14 protein-coding genes are annotated in these 15,213 nt (G+C 59.2%); 2 read left to right on the top strand and 12 right to left on the bottom strand.

Features of this window, described 5'->3' with window-relative positions; all coding sequences use genetic code 11:
- Positions 1 to 613: 613 nt before the first annotated feature.
- The 5 genes from L8H52_RS17940 to L8H52_RS17920 form a co-directional block, all read right to left on the bottom strand.
- Positions 614 to 1,567, bottom strand: coding sequence for a D-2-hydroxyacid dehydrogenase family protein (locus L8H52_RS17940; protein ID WP_242208029.1), 954 nt, complete (start codon positions 1,565 to 1,567; stop codon positions 614 to 616).
- Between the two features lie 13 nt (positions 1,568 to 1,580).
- Positions 1,581 to 2,630, bottom strand: coding sequence for an alpha/beta hydrolase (locus tag L8H52_RS17935; RefSeq protein WP_242208030.1), 1,050 nt, complete (start codon positions 2,628 to 2,630; stop codon positions 1,581 to 1,583).
- A gap of 87 nt (positions 2,631 to 2,717) precedes the next feature.
- Positions 2,718 to 3,152 (bottom strand): YqaA family protein, encoded by a 435-nt coding sequence (locus L8H52_RS17930; RefSeq protein WP_242208132.1) that lies wholly within the window; start codon positions 3,150 to 3,152, stop codon positions 2,718 to 2,720.
- Positions 3,152 to 3,598: a DUF411 domain-containing protein gene (locus L8H52_RS17925; RefSeq protein WP_242208031.1), complete on the bottom strand. Its 447-nt coding sequence runs from the start codon at positions 3,596 to 3,598 to the stop codon at positions 3,152 to 3,154. Before L8H52_RS17925 ends, L8H52_RS17930 begins: the two co-directional genes overlap by 1 nt.
- Positions 3,599 to 3,912: 314 nt before the next feature.
- A complete protein-coding gene (locus L8H52_RS17920) occupies positions 3,913 to 5,904 on the bottom strand; it encodes a methyl-accepting chemotaxis protein (RefSeq protein ID WP_242208032.1) in 1,992 nt (663 codons plus the stop codon).
- Between the two features lie 381 nt (positions 5,905 to 6,285).
- On the opposite strand from L8H52_RS17920, the gene L8H52_RS17915 reads away from it, so the two are divergent.
- Positions 6,286 to 6,813 carry a hypothetical protein gene (locus tag L8H52_RS17915; RefSeq protein WP_242208033.1) on the top strand — a complete coding sequence of 176 codons (528 nt, stop codon included), beginning with the start codon at positions 6,286 to 6,288 and terminating at the stop codon, positions 6,811 to 6,813.
- A 60-nt stretch (positions 6,814 to 6,873) separates the two neighbouring features.
- On the opposite strand, the gene L8H52_RS17910 is transcribed toward L8H52_RS17915, so the two are convergent.
- The 6 genes from L8H52_RS17910 to L8H52_RS17885 all read right to left on the bottom strand — a co-directional run bounded on the left by L8H52_RS17910 (position 6,874) and on the right by L8H52_RS17885 (position 14,349).
- Entirely contained in the window at positions 6,874 to 7,812 is a 939-nt protein-coding gene (locus L8H52_RS17910; protein WP_242208034.1) for a GNAT family N-acetyltransferase, read from the bottom strand.
- A complete protein-coding gene (locus L8H52_RS17905; RefSeq protein WP_242208035.1) occupies positions 7,800 to 9,101 on the bottom strand; it encodes an AMP-binding protein in 1,302 nt (433 codons plus the stop codon). The genes L8H52_RS17910 and L8H52_RS17905 overlap by 13 nt, the downstream gene beginning before the upstream one ends.
- Positions 9,102 to 9,142: 41 nt before the next feature.
- Positions 9,143 to 11,539 (bottom strand): acyl-CoA reductase, encoded by a 2,397-nt coding sequence (locus L8H52_RS17900; protein ID WP_242208036.1) that lies wholly within the window; start codon positions 11,537 to 11,539, stop codon positions 9,143 to 9,145.
- A gap of 1 nt (position 11,540) precedes the next feature.
- Positions 11,541 to 12,671 carry an acyl-protein synthase gene (locus L8H52_RS17895; protein ID WP_242208037.1) on the bottom strand — a complete coding sequence of 377 codons (1,131 nt, stop codon included), beginning with the start codon at positions 12,669 to 12,671 and terminating at the stop codon, positions 11,541 to 11,543.
- An 11-nt stretch (positions 12,672 to 12,682) separates the two neighbouring features.
- On the bottom strand, positions 12,683 to 13,930 hold the full coding sequence (locus L8H52_RS17890) for an MFS transporter (protein ID WP_242208038.1): 1,248 nt from the start codon (positions 13,928 to 13,930) through the stop codon (positions 12,683 to 12,685).
- A gap of 278 nt (positions 13,931 to 14,208) precedes the next feature.
- A complete protein-coding gene (locus L8H52_RS17885; protein WP_007918111.1) occupies positions 14,209 to 14,349 on the bottom strand; it encodes a hypothetical protein in 141 nt (46 codons plus the stop codon).
- Positions 14,350 to 14,507: 158 nt separating this feature from the next.
- On the opposite strand from L8H52_RS17885, the gene L8H52_RS17880 reads away from it, so the two are divergent.
- Positions 14,508 to 14,696: a hypothetical protein gene (locus L8H52_RS17880; RefSeq protein ID WP_038363103.1), complete on the top strand. Its 189-nt coding sequence runs from the start codon at positions 14,508 to 14,510 to the stop codon at positions 14,694 to 14,696.
- A gap of 18 nt (positions 14,697 to 14,714) precedes the next feature.
- On the opposite strand, the gene L8H52_RS17875 is transcribed toward L8H52_RS17880, so the two are convergent.
- Positions 14,715 to 15,092, bottom strand: a complete 378-nt coding sequence (locus L8H52_RS17875) for a fe2+ zn2+ uptake regulation protein (RefSeq protein WP_127927942.1) — start codon at positions 15,090 to 15,092, stop codon at positions 14,715 to 14,717.
- Positions 15,093 to 15,213: the final 121 nt, after the last annotated feature.

The raw sequence follows: 15,213 nt of genomic DNA, 5'->3' as shown, positions 1-15,213 counted from the left end.
CTCCCGTTTTGTTGATCTGATTCTTGTCTGAAACAAGTGATGTCCATGGCCACATCCTGTGGCCGGGCGCAAACGCGCCACGCATCGGTGAGCAAACGCTACCCAACACGCGCAAGCAGAATGGGTGTAGAAGCCGTTGCAAGGATTGCACCAGTCGCTTTGGCCCTGCCTTTCAGATGACCCGCCGCTTTGGGCAAAAGTTTCGAGTTTTTTTCCGCAATGTGACCGACAGGTCGTACCCCGAAAAAACCAGTCTAGGCCAGATCCTAGAGCGGGCCAGAGCAAATGGGTAAATTGTTCGACAATCGGTTTGCCGTTAACGGCAACCGTGCTTTGGCGGGGTAAACGCACCGACGAAGTGCAGGTTTTTTTACGAGGAAGGGCTAAAACGGTGACTGGGTAGTCACAATATTGTGCTAGCTGGGAGGGCGCTTGCACTGTTGTGGTGCGGGCAGTTTGTTGGTGAGCGGACAGTGAGTGCCCCCTCGCGAGCAGGCTCGCTCCCACATTGGATCTGTGCCGGGAACAGATTTTCTGCCCACTGAAGATCCCCTGTGGGAGCGAGCCTGCTCGCGAAAGCAATGGTCGCTACACCACCGTATTCATGAAGGTCTCAGTTCAACAGGCGAACCGGCTCCCCGGCAGACCAAGCCTGAATATCCTCGATCATCTGCGAAAAGAACTGTTCATAGTTCTGCCGACTGACATACCCCACATGCGGCGTCGCCAATACGTTGTCCAATGTGCGAAACGGGTGCATGGCCGGCAGCGGTTCCTGCTCGTACACGTCCAGCGCGGCCCCGGCGATCTGCTGTTTCTGCAACGCCTTGATCAGCGCGGCTTCATCGACAATCGGCCCGCGGGCTGTGTTGACCAGCACGGCCGTCGGTTTCATCCAGCCCAGCGCCTGCGCATCGACCAGGCCGCGACTGCGCTCGCTGAGCACCAGATGCACCGACAGCACATCGGCCTGCTCGAACAGCTCTTGTTTGCTGACATAAGTCACACCGACCTGTTCCGCCCGTTCGGCCGTAAGATTTTCGCTCCAGGCGATCACTCGCATGCCGAACACCTGGCCGAATTGCGCGACGCGCTGGCCAATGCTGCCCAGGCCGAGAATGCCGAGGGTCTTGCCATGTAGATCGCCGCCCAGACCTTGCTGCCAATGGCCTGCGCGCAGGGAGTTGGCTTCATTCACCAGATTGCGCGTCGCTGCCATGATCAACGCCCAGGTCAACTCTGGCGCAGCATGCTTGTAGCTGTCGGTGCCGCAAACCTTGATGCCCAGCTTTGCTGCGGCCTGCATGTCCAGCGCCGCGTTGCGCATGCCGCCAGTGACCAGCAATTCGAGATTGGGCAAGCGCTTGAGCAGGTCTTCATCGAACCGCGTGCGCTCGCGCATCACACAGATCACCTGATAGCGGCCGAGACGCTCGGCCAGTGTCGCGTTGTCGGCCGGGTAATCGTGCTCGAACGTCACTTGCCCAAGGCTATCGAGCACTGACCAGTCGACCACGTCGCGGGCCACGTCCTGCCAGTCATCGATCATTGCAATCTGCACCGCCATCAGCCTTACCTCATCAACGAACGGGATTGGATGTATTCAGCCAGCCGAGCAGGGCTTTGTGGAATTGCGCCGGCTCTTCCATTTGTGGCGCGTGGCCCATGCCGGGAAATTCCACCAGCGTCGACTGCGGGATCAGCTTGGCCACTTGTTTGCCAAGCACCTCGTAATGGCCGATTTTGGCTTTTACCTCAGGTGGCGCGAGGTCCTTGCCGATGGCGGTGGTGTCGGAGGTGCCGATCAGCAGCAGGGTCGGCATCTTCAGGTCCTTGAACTCGTAGTACACCGGCTGGGTGAAAATCATGTCGTAGATCAGCGCCGAGTTCCAGGCCACCTGGGTTTTGCCCGGGCCTTTGCTCAGGCCGGCGAGCATATCCACCCAGCGGTCGAACTCCGGTTTCCAGCGGCCATCGTAGTAGGTGCTGCGTTCGTAATCACGAATGCCTTGGGCGCTGACTTTCAGTTCGCGCTGATACCACTGATCTACCGTGCGGTAAGGCACGCCGAGGGCTTTCCAGTCTTCCAGGCCGATCGGATTGACCAGCGCCAGTTGCTCGACCTGCTCGGGGAACAGCAAGGCATAACGGGTGGCGAGCATGCCGCCGGTGGAATGGCCGAGCAGTGTGGCTTTTTGAATGCCCAGCGCCTTGAGTAACTGCTGGGTGTTGGTCGCCAGTTGCTGGAAGCTGTATTGATAGTTGTCCGGTTTGCTCGATGTGCAGAAGCCGATCTGATCCGGTGCGACCACCCGGTAACCGGCCTCGCTCAAGGCCTTGATCGAACTGTCCCAGGTCGCTGCGCAAAAATTCTTGCCATGCATCAGCACCACGGTGCGGCCATTGGCTTTGCCATGAGCGGCGACGTCCATGTAACCCATCTGCAGGGATTTGCCCTGAGACTGGAAGGTAAAGTGTTTAAGCGTGTAAGGGTATTCGAAACCTTGCAGTTCCGGGCCGTAAGCCGGGCCCTCGGGCGTTGCTGCGGCTGGCGCGGCAGCCTGCGCAGACAAGGGCAGGGCGGCGCAGAGGAGCAGGGAGGGGAGCCAACGGGAAAACGTGACAGACATAAGGTCAAACTCCGTTTGAAATCGGCCGATGCTGGAACGGCTGGATTATGCCGACGTTAAACACAGGCAATCCCCGCGCCTGATCGTTCAACCGAACCAGCCCAGCGTGAGCACGGCCAGCACGCCATAGCGTGCACCTTTGGCCAGGGTGACAATCAACAGAAAGCGCCCGAGCGGTTCGCGCATGACGCCGGCAATCAGCGTCAGGGGATCGCCGATGATCGGCACCCAACTGAGCAGCAACGACCAGTGGCCATAGCGCTCGTAATGCTTGCGCGAGGTGGCCATGTGTCCGGCGCTGATCGGAAACCAGCGTCGATCCTGAAATCGCTCGAGCCGGCAACCCAGCCACCAGTTGGTCAGTGAGCCCAGTACATTGCCCAGCGTTGCGGCGGCCAGCAATCCCCACAGCCAGTAGCGTTCGCTGACGATCAAACCGACCAATAATGCCTCGGACTGCAGCGGCAACAATGTCGCTGCACCGAACGCGGCAAAGAACAGCCCGAAGTAAGCCGCGCCGATCAATGGGCCGGGTAGTCCGCCACCACCACATCAGCGCCGTCCTTTTTCAGGCCGATCACTTGATAAGCATCGCTCATGCCGTCCATCTCCATGCCCGGCGAACCCATCGGCATACCCGGTGCGGCGACGCCGAGCAGGTCATCGCGCTTGCTCAGGGCCAGCACTTGTTCAGCGGGCACGTGGCCTTCAACGAATTTGCCATTGATGATTGCGGTGTGGCACGAGGCCAGACGCGGCGGTACGCCATGTTGTTGCTTGAAGCTGCTCATGTCGCTTTCAACGTGGTCTTCGACTTTGAAGCCGTTGGCTTCGAGGTGGCTGATCCATTTTTTGCAGCAGCCGCAATTGGCGTCACGATGGACTTCGATCGGGATCAGATCGGCGGCCTGGGCCAGGGAGGAAATGAACAGGACGCTCAGGGCGGCCAGACGCAGGTGGGTTCGCATAACGGATTCTCGGCTCGGGTGGCGATCGGAAAGCAGGCATTTTGACCGGTTTTTTCCGCCGGGCATCAACGCAATGTTTCCAGTTGTTGCAAGAGGGATTGGCAGGATGATCGTAGATCAACGCTGACAGGTTGCTGAGCGCGAGATGACAAAGTTGTCAGGTGGCAATGGTGTGAACGCCATCGAACCCTGTGGGAGCGAGCCTGCTCGCGAAGGCAGTGTGTCAGGCACTGGATGCAGTGACTGAAAGGACGCTTTCGCGAGCAGGCTCGCTCCCACAGGGGTTATCTGATTGGCAGAAATCCCTGCATGAATCAGCGGACTTTGAAACGTCCCATGATCGCGCTCACCCGGCTGTTGGCCTCGAGCAACTGGTGGGTGTTGAGCTCGCTGGCTTTGCCGCTCTGCACCAGCTCATCGACCATGTGGCGGATCTGCACCATGCTGCGGTTGATCTCTTCGGTCACCGCGCTTTGCTGCTCGGCAGCGGTGGCGATCTGGGTGCTAAGGCTGTTGATGTGACTGACGGAACCGGCCATTTCATCCAGACCGGAGTTGACCCGCGCGGTGGCGTCGGCGGCAGACTGACAGCTGGCCTGGGTGTTTTCCATGGCACTGACCGACGAGCTCACACCCTGCGTCAGACGCGTCAACATTTCGTTGATTTCCGAAGTGCTGGCCTGGGTGCGGGCGGCGAGGGCGCGGACTTCATCGGCGACCACGGCAAAACCCCGGCCCTGTTCACCGGCGCGTGCTGCTTCAATGGCGGCGTTGAGCGCCAGCAGGTTGGTCTGCCCGGCAATCGCGCCGATCACCCCGAGAATCTCGGTGATGCGCTGGGCGTCCTGCTGCATGTTTTCGACTTTATGTGTAGCGCTGGCGACTTCATCGATCAGCGCCACGACACTGTTGGTCGCTTCGCCCACCACCACCCGGGAACGGTCGGCGTTTTCATTGGCGCGCTGGGTGAAAGCGGCGGTTTCAGCGGCGTTCTGCGCCACGCTTTCTGCCGTCGAACTCATTTCGGTGATGGCGGTAACGGTCTGGTCGGTTTCCGAAGCGTGACGCAGCAGGATCTGGCTGGTGTGTGCCGAGGTACGTTGCAGATTGTCGAGGCTGGACGCCATGGCCCCGGTGGCCTGGGTGACTTCGCCGATCATATTTTGCAGATAGGCGATGAAGGTGTTCACCGAATGGCCAATGGCACCGAGCTCGTCTTCGGCGCGAATGGTGATGCGCCGGGTCAGGTCGGCATCGCCGCTGGACAGCAGGTCGATGTTGGCTTTCAACGCTTTCATGCGCTGCACCAACTGGCGAATCGCATAGACCTGCAACAGCACCAGCAGGATCACCAGTGGAATCTGCAACAGGCTCAAGGTGCTGAGGACGTCATCACGTTGCGCCGTGAGCATTTTCGTCGGCAGGGCAGTGGCGAGGAACCACGGCGTGCCTTCAATCGGACGCATGAAAAAGGTGCTGGCCTCACCGTTGTTATCGAATTCGACGCGCTGCGCCTGATCGCGGTTTTGCAGGCCGGCTTTGACCTGGCTGGCAAAGGTTGAGGTGCCGGCCAGTTCGCTGATGTTCTTCAGCACGATCGGGCCACTGATGCGCGAACTGTTACTGATGATCTTGCCGTCAGCTTCGACAATGAGCATTTCGGCGTTGAGGTCTTTTTCCTTGCGTGCCACCAGATCGTTGAAAAAGCCGAGGGTGACGTCGATGGTCGACACGCCCCAGGCGCTGCCGTTTTTCTGGATGGCCATGGCGCAGTTGGTGCGCGGCTCGGCACTCGCGTCATCTTTGTATGCCGCCGCCCAGGCACATTGGCCACGCGGTGTGGCCATGCCGCCCTTGTACCAGCTCTGGTCGTAATAGTTGGGCGCCGCGTCGCTGTTCCAAAAGGTGTTCACCGCCAGTTTGCCCGAAGCATCGCGGTGCCAGAACGTACTGAATTTGTTGCGCCCGGCCTCTCGCTGCCCCGGCAGTGGCCAGATCCCGCCGCCGAAGACCTTCAACTCGCCGTACTGATCGACCAGGCCTGGCAGCACCGTGTCGATGGCGGCGCTGTCGAGCAGCGGGATGGTCTGGGTGATGCTGCGCTGTTGCGCCTGCACTTTGTTCAACTCGCCCTGAATCTGCTCGGCGACTTCGGCGATTCGGTTGAGGACCACCTGTTCTTCGGTTTGACGCAGTTTGGGGGCGACCAATTGGCTGATGCCGACCACGGTCAACACCGACAACAACAGGATGAACAGAACCAGAAACAGCGTGTAGCGAGCCGAAATAGTACGGAATGCGGGCATGGAGACCGGTCCTTGAGCAGCGTTTCTTATTAGGGGGCAGGGGTAAAACAATGCGGGTATCCACAGCGTATCGTCGCTGTGCCGGGAAGCTTTAGGTACTCACGTCCTAAAAAGTGCAGGTGCCGATGACTGGTCGGTATCAAGTCCGATACAAAGAAACGGATCAGCGTATGCGCACGTGTGAAAACGCGATTTTCATTTCATTGTCATGACAGCTCTCGGACAGGCTTTATAGGGCATTGGGCCTTTGTATCGAGAATGTACAAGAATTGTAAAAAAGTGCAGAAACAGCTTGGTGCCATCAGTTCGCCCGCCGATACTCGCGCCCATTAATGCCGTTCATCACGGATATTTTCAGGTCATTTCGCAGGGAGTCTTTTCATGACGATCGGTATTGTCGGCGGCTGGGAAGCCAAGGCAGGAATTCTGGTACGCGACACCGGTGCAAAGAAACAAGTGTCCCAGAGCGTCAAAGTGCAACAGATGCTCACCCTGGTCGGTAACAATCCCACCGCGCTGAATACCGCCGAAATGGATAAGCAGGGCCTGCGCAAGGCAATCAAGGGTTTCGATCCGGCGAACGTCTCGGTCAAGCAATTGGGCAATCTGAGCGAACTTCTCCGTAGCCGCGGGCTTATCTCCGAAATCACTTCCTTTACGTTGAAGAACGCCGGGGACAAGTTCGACCGTTTTGGAGTGACGAAAGATATCGATGCCAAATTCAACGCACTGGAGTATTTTGCCACCCAACTCGATGCCATCCAGACTAACGGTCTTAATGGTAACGCCTACGGCAAAAGTCTGATTCCCGAGTTCAAGAAAGCCATCTATGTCCTGCAGAACCTGAAGACCTATGGTGATGGCAACGCGCCGAAGCCGCTGGATCAGGGCGTCAAGGCCAAGGCATAAAGCCTTGCACCGTAGCCCGCTCAAGATTTGAACGGGCCAGGTCGACAGGCCGGTTTTTACTCAAGAGTGTGGTGATGTCGGGCTGGCGCGCGCGGCGCTGTGCTGTTGCGCCTGATCATGCAGACGCTGCATGTGCGGGCAATGTAACTCCAGCGAACGCGGGCGATAGCCCCGATGAAACAACGCCAGCCAACCCGCGCAGCGATCATTCGGGGCAATCCCGGTAAAGATGAACCCCATTGCCGACAGGTCTTCCACGGCGCTGGCAAACCCCGCTGCAAGTCTTAGCCTTATTGAAATCATCCAGTGTGCTGGCAGTTGTCGAAGCTGCTTGAGCAGGCTGCTGTCGAGTTTTTTCAGCATCACGTCATAGCGCCCGGTAGAGGGTTCGACATGGATCGGCGGCCCTACCCAGGGAGTCTCCTTGTCCTGTGTCCCGTATACCTCGCACAAATGCTCCATGAAATTGCCACAGCTTTGCGGCCATGGCAGTGTCGGGAGCGGGCGGCGGTAGCCATCAATCGGCGTATAGCCGATGACGATGGACTCCGGCAGCAGTTCGCCAAACGGCGAGGGAACATAGTCGAGCAGCAAGCCGCTGCTGCAGAAGCCGAGCCGGTCAGCCATGCGTTGTGTGTAGGGGTGTTGCGTCACTTGTTTGATGGTCACGCCTTGGCAGCCGAGCGCTTGCGCATGGATCAGTAGCCGAGTGCCCAACTGCGTGGCGATGTTCTGCCCGCGGGTCGACGGATGGACCACGCTCAATGCCAGTTCCGCGGTGGGCGATCCGGGGTTTCTGCATAACGTGGCGTGACCGAGGATTTTTTTGCCGGACTCCGCCACCAGTGAATGCCAGCTGCCATCGCCATGGTTCTGGTTGATCATCAACGGCAAATACACGTGTGGCTGCACGTAGTGATCACCATAGATTTCCCGGAACAGACGGCTGACAGCCCCGGCGTCGGTGCGTCGATAGCTGCGCAGCGTCACGTCGTCCATGGGCGTTGCTCCGGGCGTTGGGTGTTGTAGATGCGCAGGTCGACGATTCGTTGTCGCTTGCCGGAGCGCGGATGTCGAGCGAGTTCATCGGTTGTGCAACGGCCAACCTGTAATTCAAGTTGGCCTTCAACGCACAGTTGCGTCATCAGCGGGTAATGCTCGATCAATTCTCGGTGCAGCGTTGTGCCGGCATCAGCGTTTTCGGCCGTGAGCCCGTCGGGCACCCACTTCACACGCAAGATATCGACGTTGGCCGATTGGCTGATGACCAGTTGCCAGTCGTCGCTGGCGGTGGTGCGCTGGACGATCCGGGCGATGTCTTCAACCAGCAGGGTCAGGCTGCTCACCCGCACGCGCTGACTGCTGGCGCTGCGGCCCAGCAGGGCAAACTTGCGCATGGCTGCCGTGGCTGGTTCTCGCCAGCAGGCGAGATCGCCCACGGGGTAGCGAATCAACGGCATCAGCCGACGGGTGAGGTTGGTGATCAGCAGTCGCCCGCTGCGGTCGCATTCTTCGATCACTTCACCGGTATGTTCGTCGACGATTTCCAGCAGGCTGTGGCTGGCCAGCATCCGGTGTTCACCCAAGGCGCAATCGCGGCTCGTGGCGCCGATGAAGCCAGCGTCGACACTGGCGTAGCCGATGGAGGCGATCCGAGCGTTGGGAAACACCCGCTGCAATAACTGCAATTGCCCGGCGAACAGACTTTCGCCGCCATACAGCACGGTCTCGACTTCAACCAGTGTTTGCGCCTGGCGCTCCAGCACGCCGGCGAATGCCAGCAATTGCGCGGGCACACCGGCCAGCACGTTGATCCGGTGCTGATGGATGGAATCAGCCAGCACAAAAGGGTCGACATCACCGGTAAACGGGTATTCGGTGACACCCGCTGTTTCCTGCGCCAGTGCGTCGTGGATAAAAATGAAACTGGCATACAGATCGCCAACATAGAACAGATTTGCCACCCGGTCTCCCGGATTCAGTTGTTGGCCCAGATGACTGCCAAAGTCTTTTACAAGTGTCTGCCATTCTTCGCGGGTAAATACCGAAAGTTTACCGGCGCTGGATGTTCCGCCGGTCTTGAACACCAGTGCGCGCTCAACCGTTGATGTCAGTACCGGCCATTGATCGAAGTTCTGGCTGGTCGCCCAGTAGTGTTGCGGATCGATGACCGGAAGTTGATCCAGTGTGCTGACCTGCGCGGTAACGTGATGCAAATGGCTGGCGTAATACTTTGAATGTTCGCGGGCAAAAGCGACCAGCGCGTTTAACTCAAGTGTCGTGTTCATGATGTTGTCCTGGATAATGGCCGCCGTGGGCGATAGTGCTCTTAACGGCGCGCGTCGATGACTGACGGGATTTTTCCGCTGTGTCTGTTTTTGCAGAACTGCTGCGGCTCGCAGGTTTGCGCTTCAACCGTGAGCAGCCCGGTGCGCTGCAGAACGGCCAGCGTCGAGTAGTTCTGCAGTTGCTCGAGGATGTCGGCAGGCTCGCCGGGGCTGCGAATCAGCAAGCGCTCCAGGCCATCAGGGGCGTGATCGAGGTGCAACTGAAATGGTGCTTGCAGGTGCGCGGCGAGTTCGTTCAGGCAAATGAAATCAGTGCCGATGCGCAGCAGTCGGCCGTGCCGTTGCAGCAGCTCGAAGCGCGGCGAACTCAGCCCGCACGCGCAGGCGCCGGGCAGCCATCGACCGGTGTCGCCGACTTCATAACGTTGCACCTGCTGACCTTCGCGTGCTTTCGAGGTGAACAGTAAGCGGCCGATTTCATTGCCGACGACCGCGACGTCCTCCTCCAGTGCAACGATTTCCAGATGCTGGATGGCGTCCATAAGATGAAACACACCATCGCCGGTGGCGGCGCAGGCATGCCCGAATGGCCCCGCATCGACACTGCCGTACACCGCCGAGCGAATGCTGGAGACGCCGCAGCGTTGCAATAGCTCGCGACACTGATCGCTGATGTGCTCACCGCCGAGAAACACTTTTTCAATCGCACCATAGCGGCTCAGACGCTGTTGTTCGTTGAGGAACAACCGATGCAGGGTGCTGGGCATGCCGATCAATACAGTCACACGTTGCTCGATGATCACTTGCGCAATATCGCTGTAGTCATCATCGGCGGGGGCGCCCATGGGCAGATGGGTGGCGCCCAGCAGTTCGAGGACTTTGGCAAAACTGAAAAAGCCACCGTACAAACCGCCACTGAAGAACAGGTTCATCACCTTGTCGCGGCCCGGATCGAGGCCCGCCGCGAACAACCCGTCGGCCGTCGCCTGCATTTGTCGTTGAAAATCGTGGTAACTGAATCCCGACAACGCCGGGGTGCCGCTGCTGCCGCCGGAGCGGAAAAACAGCTGCGCCGCCGCTGTCGTCGGCCGAGCGATAAACGCTTGTTTGTCGGTGATCGGCAAGTTGCTCGGGGGCAGCGCACAAGGTGTCCGATCAAGGTTCATGTGGCGGGGCAGTTGCGTCGGCGCGACGCTGACCGACACCCGTCGGCTCAGGCGTTGCAGCGCGTAAACGCCGTCGTGGGGTTCGCCGTCATAGCCGTCATGGATCGCCTCGATCGGGGTGATTCGGCTGACGCCCGCCGCAATCAGTGTGAGCGACAGTGCGGCGATCTGTGCTTCGCTGCACACCAGCGCACAGCTCTGCAACACGTTGCGCCAGGGCTGCAGGGTTTGCGCCAGACGCTCGCGCGGCAGCGGTTTGAGCAGCAGCGTGCGAAACAGCGGCGAGGGCGCGAGCAACGCATTGTGGGTCCAGACAACGCGCCAGCCCGGCGCACTCCAGACCTGCGCGGTGACCCCGGAAAAACTCCCGCTCAAACGCGTCATCATGCTGTGGCTGCTGATTTCGCTGGCTTCCTGAACCGTCGGGACCAGCGCCGGCCAGTGCCCGGCACGTCGCTCGAATGCTTTGGCCAATGCGCAACCGATGTCCTCAAGAACGATCGGGTCATCGCTGTCGACCAATAACCACTGCGGGCTGGAGCAGGCCTGTTGATCCAGTCGACAAACCTCATCGACGATCGCTTCCAGTGCCTGCGGCGAAGCTGCGTCTGGCGTCAGATAGGCAAAACTGATGCGGTGCCCCCAGTCGATCCAGCGACAACCGGGTGGCAGCTGTTGACGGATCGCTTGCAGCGCCGCTTCGCCACCCCACGCCGATACGCCATTGGCCATTTTGCACAAGCGGCCGATCTGCTCCGTCGCCAGCGGCAGCACGGCCACGTGGTAGCGCAACTGCCCGCTGGGGTCGCATTGCACCAGTGCGTGCAACACGCGGGCGGTCAAACCGTGGTCGCTGCGGCTGGGGCGCAGCCAGTTGATGTTGCCGGCCAAGAGGCTTTCGATCATCGCGCAGCACGCCAGCAGCGGCGCGTTTGCCGGTGTGACATGGACCACCAGACCCAGCGGGCTCCAGCGTTCAAACTGCGATTGGCGATAATCGAGACGCCGCAGGGTTTCGGCTTGATCGCCCAATTCTCGTTTGAGTTTGGTTTGCAGCGCGTGAGGCTGGCAGAAGTCGATCAGCGCCTGGCGTTGCGTGTCATCCAGCGGCAGCTCGGCGCTGCGCAGATGTCGGGCAAAGTTGGCGGTTGCGGTCAGCACGGTGGCGCTGTCCAGCGGCGTGTTCAGGTGTTGCGGCAAGGCCTGATGAAGCAGTGCCAGTGCGTTGTCGAGGTCGACGTCCGCGTGCAGTTCTCCGTTGATCAGGTACATGTCAGTTGCTCCCCAGTAATTCCGATGCGGCCATCGCGCAGCTTCTGCCGGCAGTGGTTCCCGCGCGTCCATGCAGTTCGAACCAGTCACAGGCAAGGCCACAGCCACAACTCGAGCCGGGGTGCAGCGTTGCCAGATCACTCATCACTACCGCGTGCGCCGGGCTGGATGAAATGTAGGGTGAGACGAATCCCAGCAAGCCTTGCTGGCCGTAGGGCTGCACGGAGAAGTCCTGCGGATTGCGCACGTACGCTTTGGCGTAAACCGGAACATGGAAATGATGGTGGGCACATTCGATGTAAGGCACCGCGTGCTCGACCGCACCGTAACCGTCGCGACAGCGCGATGTCGGGATACCGAGTTGCCGGGAGATGCGCTCATACAGTTGCAGTCTGGGGATTTCCTCGCTGCTGCGGGTTTTCCAGCCGCCGCCGAAAAACACCAGTGAATCGTCTGGCAGTTGCAGCTCAGGCACGCCGTTAGTCTGCATATGCTGCAAGGCCTGCCAAAGGAATGCCGGGAAGCCGAAAATGCGTACCGGCAAGCCTTCTTCGGCGAACGATTGCAGGGCCGCGATGACCCCGAACAGATCGAACTGGTGGCTGTCACCGGTACAGCGCAAGGCGTAGGCGACGCGATTGACCGGGGCAAACCGGCAGAGGAACTGGTCGGTATATGCCGTCCCCAATGTGATGGCGCCCTGCGGCTCATAGCTCAGCAGCAGGTAGTTGCACGGCGTATCGGCGCAGTTCCAGCCGTAATGGCTAAAGATCCGTTCGACCATGAACTGCGCGCCCGACAGGCTGCGTGAGTCGTAACGCATGCGACTTTTCTGGCCGCTGGTGCCGGACGATGTCAGTTCCAGGGCGTTTTCCCCGGTCGGACTGAGCAACAGTTGCTGTTTGAAAAAATTGGCCAGAATCGGTGGCAGCCGCGACCAGTCATCCAGGCTGTCGAGCGCTGCCACGTCGAGACCGTTGGCATTCAGCCAATGGGCGTAACCGGGAGTGTGCTGGCAATGGTATCGACTGATCTCGGTCATGGCCCGATCGAACAGGCCCGCAGGCACCGAATCCGGGCAATAGGGGTGTGGCAACGCGCAGAGCGCATCGCTGGCGGGGAACAGATTCATTCAATATTCCTTTATTGAGCGGCGGGGGAGTCGGCGTGTGTGCCTTGTAACAATCCCTGCACCAACGGCAGGCTCATCAGGCCGCTGAAGGCGGCGAAGAGCGCGAAGAGTTCGAGGCGTGCGCCACCGCCGAAGGTGGCAATCAGCAAGCCGCCAAGGCCCATCACGGCAATCGAAATCATGCCGACCATGGCCGAGACCAGGCCTTTGCTGTCATCGCTGGTAAATAACGCCAGCCGATAGAGTGCGGCGTTGCTCATGCCTAGACCGACCGCGTACAACGCCAGGCTGGCGACCACCAGGCCCAGGCCTGCGCCGGACAGCGCGCTGACGATCAGCGCCAACAACCCCAGACAAAAAGGCCAGAGCGCCAGGCGGATCAGTTGGCGCAAAGAGTGAGTGACGAGCAACCGGTCGAGGATCAGGTTGCCGGCGATCACGGCAGAAAAAACCGGAATCTGCCACACGCCGTATTCAACAGGCGACAGCCCGAGCAACTGCATCAGCAGCAACGGTGACAGGCCGATCCAGGCAATCAATGGCAAGCTCATCAGGCCGAGCGCGAGGCTGGCAGCGAGGAATCGGCCATTGCCGAACAAGACGCGGTAGCGCTCGCAGGTCTGGCGCCAGGAAAAACGTACCGCGGGTTGCAGATGCCCGTCGCGGCGCGTCACCCCGACCGTTTCCGGCATGTAGACGAACAGTCCCAGCCAGACCAGCGACGCTACCAGGCCCAGGCCCAAAAACAGTTCGCGCCAGGACAACCATTGCAACAACAGAATGCCCAGCAGCGGCCCCACCAGCGGTGACAGCAGGGCGATGTTGCCGAGCAGCGCCATCAAGCGCACCGCATCGGCCTCGCAGAATACCTCTTGAAGGGCCGGGTAACTGACCGCGACAACAAAGCCCAAGCCCATGCCTTGCAGCAGTCTCAGTAGATTGAAAGTCTCAATACTCTGACTGACAAACGCGGCAGCGCAGGCCATAGCAAACAATGCGCAACCGCTCAGCAATACCCGCCGTCGGCCCCATTGATCGGACAATGGCCCGATCAGCCATTGCAGGCAGATACCGCCAAGCAGATAAAGATTGAAGGCGTTGGGAACATGTCGCACATCGGCCTGAAGATCAGTTGTAACGCTGAGCATGGCCGGCATGATCAAGTCGCTGGCCATATACGTCAGAAGTTCAAAAGCGCTTAGCGCTAAACAGAATCCGAGCACTTGTCGCGGCCCGATTTTTATCAGTGTTCTCTGCATAAACGTCCCTGTTAGTGAGTGGAAGGAAAGTTGCCAGAGACTAGTTGCAGAGGCTTGTGTGACCTATTTTTTTGCTGCGACATTAGATTTCAAATGCTTGCAACTTGTTTGCTGGTTACTGCCGGCCGTATCCGTGTGAGTTATTGCGGTGTGGTGAACTCAGACGACGAAAACAGAAAAGCCCGCGACGGGGCGGGCTTTGTTTGAAGTTGATCGGACTTGTTGATTTCCTGCCGCAGTCTGCTTATCGGCCAGCGGGCAGGGCGAACAATCCTGTTCTATCGATGTTGGTAGTAGCCAGGGCCGCCCTGGTAGTAACGGTGGTGATCGTCATGCCAGCCGCCGTGGGGGAAGATGATGCAGCCACTCAGGGTCAGCAGGGCCAGAACGGGAATCAGCCAGGTGATTCGACGCAGCATTTTGAAAGTTCCTCATGGTTACGCCGTCATGAAGCCAAAACTCTTCATCGGCTGTAACATGAGACCCCGATTGCCACGCGGCATCCCCGGAGAACGGTAAGTGCATGGCATGCAATCGGATACAAAGCAGATACATTTCAACGTTTCAGGAAGCCGCAATGACCCACAAGCAACGTTTGATTTATTCGATTCTGATCGCCGTGTCGGTGCTGGCGATCATGCTCGGCCTGTCCTGGCTGCAAAACGCCGGAATGATTTCGGAGAAGACGTTTCAGTTCGTCGCCATCGGTGTGGCAGTGATCGTGGTGGTGATCAATGGCGTAATGCGCCGCAAGGTCAAGCCTTGACGGCGTTTGCCGCACGCTTCAATCGTTGTTGAGGACTGCCGCAGCCTGTGGGTGCAGGCTGTAGCTCTTGTCGTCATTGAAGGTGATTACACCTTCGGCGCACAGCCGTTTGAGCACTTCGCGCACACTGAGGAAGGACAGCGGAATATCCAGATCGAGCAATTGGCTGTGGACACCGCGCACGCCCAGACGTCGCTCGCTTTGTGCGGCGACCAGCAGGGCGTCGATGACTTTCAGACGAATCAGGCTGGTGCGCAGGCCGAAACTTTTCAGCAGCAGCCGGATGCGTTCGTTGCCGTGACGCTCGACGCGTTGCCCGAAATCGCTCGCGTGGGGGCTCATGGAGACTCCTTTGGGTGCCTGGCTACCGTCCGTTGGTAGTTGCGAGTTGTACATGCGATTACTCCTTTTCAGAGCCTGATCGGGGTGGTTTTTTTGCGCTCTCTAAGACAAGACGTATCAGCACGACAAATCATGAAAGAAAAAATGTAGAAAATTTGTCGGGGATTTGTCTTTT

Source organism: Pseudomonas sp. CROZ-RG-20F-R04-15, assembly GCF_022662375.1.
Classification (GTDB): Bacteria; Pseudomonadota; Gammaproteobacteria; order Pseudomonadales; family Pseudomonadaceae; genus Aquipseudomonas.
This window is presented reverse-complemented; position numbering and strand designations above follow the sequence as displayed.

Bases quoted from the DNA above. Each gene is read 5' to 3' on its own strand.
- L8H52_RS17885 (WP_007918111.1), bottom strand. From the start codon at position 14,349: ATGCTGCGTCGAATCACCTGGCTGATTCCCGTTCTGGCCCTGCTGACC.
- L8H52_RS17890 (WP_242208038.1), bottom strand. From the start codon at position 13,930: ATGCAGAGAACACTGATAAAAATCGGGCCGCGACAAGTGCTCGGATTC.
- L8H52_RS17935 (WP_242208030.1), bottom strand. From the start codon at position 2,630: ATGTCTGTCACGTTTTCCCGTTGGCTCCCCTCCCTGCTCCTCTGCGCC.
- L8H52_RS17905 (WP_242208035.1), bottom strand. From the start codon at position 9,101: ATGAACACGACACTTGAGTTAAACGCGCTGGTCGCTTTTGCCCGCGAA.
- L8H52_RS17940 (WP_242208029.1), bottom strand. From the start codon at position 1,567: ATGGCGGTGCAGATTGCAATGATCGATGACTGGCAGGACGTGGCCCGC.
- L8H52_RS17925 (WP_242208031.1), bottom strand. From the start codon at position 3,598: ATGCGAACCCACCTGCGTCTGGCCGCCCTGAGCGTCCTGTTCATTTCC.
- L8H52_RS17910 (WP_242208034.1), bottom strand. From the start codon at position 7,812: ATGGACGACGTGACGCTGCGCAGCTATCGACGCACCGACGCCGGGGCT.
- L8H52_RS17880 (WP_038363103.1), top strand. From the start codon at position 14,508: ATGACCCACAAGCAACGTTTGATTTATTCGATTCTGATCGCCGTGTCG.
- L8H52_RS17915 (WP_242208033.1), top strand. From the start codon at position 6,286: ATGACGATCGGTATTGTCGGCGGCTGGGAAGCCAAGGCAGGAATTCTG.
- L8H52_RS17875 (WP_127927942.1), bottom strand. From the start codon at position 15,092: ATGTACAACTCGCAACTACCAACGGACGGTAGCCAGGCACCCAAAGGA.
- L8H52_RS17920 (WP_242208032.1), bottom strand. From the start codon at position 5,904: ATGCCCGCATTCCGTACTATTTCGGCTCGCTACACGCTGTTTCTGGTT.
- L8H52_RS17900 (WP_242208036.1), bottom strand. From the start codon at position 11,539: ATGTACCTGATCAACGGAGAACTGCACGCGGACGTCGACCTCGACAAC.
- L8H52_RS17895 (WP_242208037.1), bottom strand. From the start codon at position 12,671: ATGAATCTGTTCCCCGCCAGCGATGCGCTCTGCGCGTTGCCACACCCC.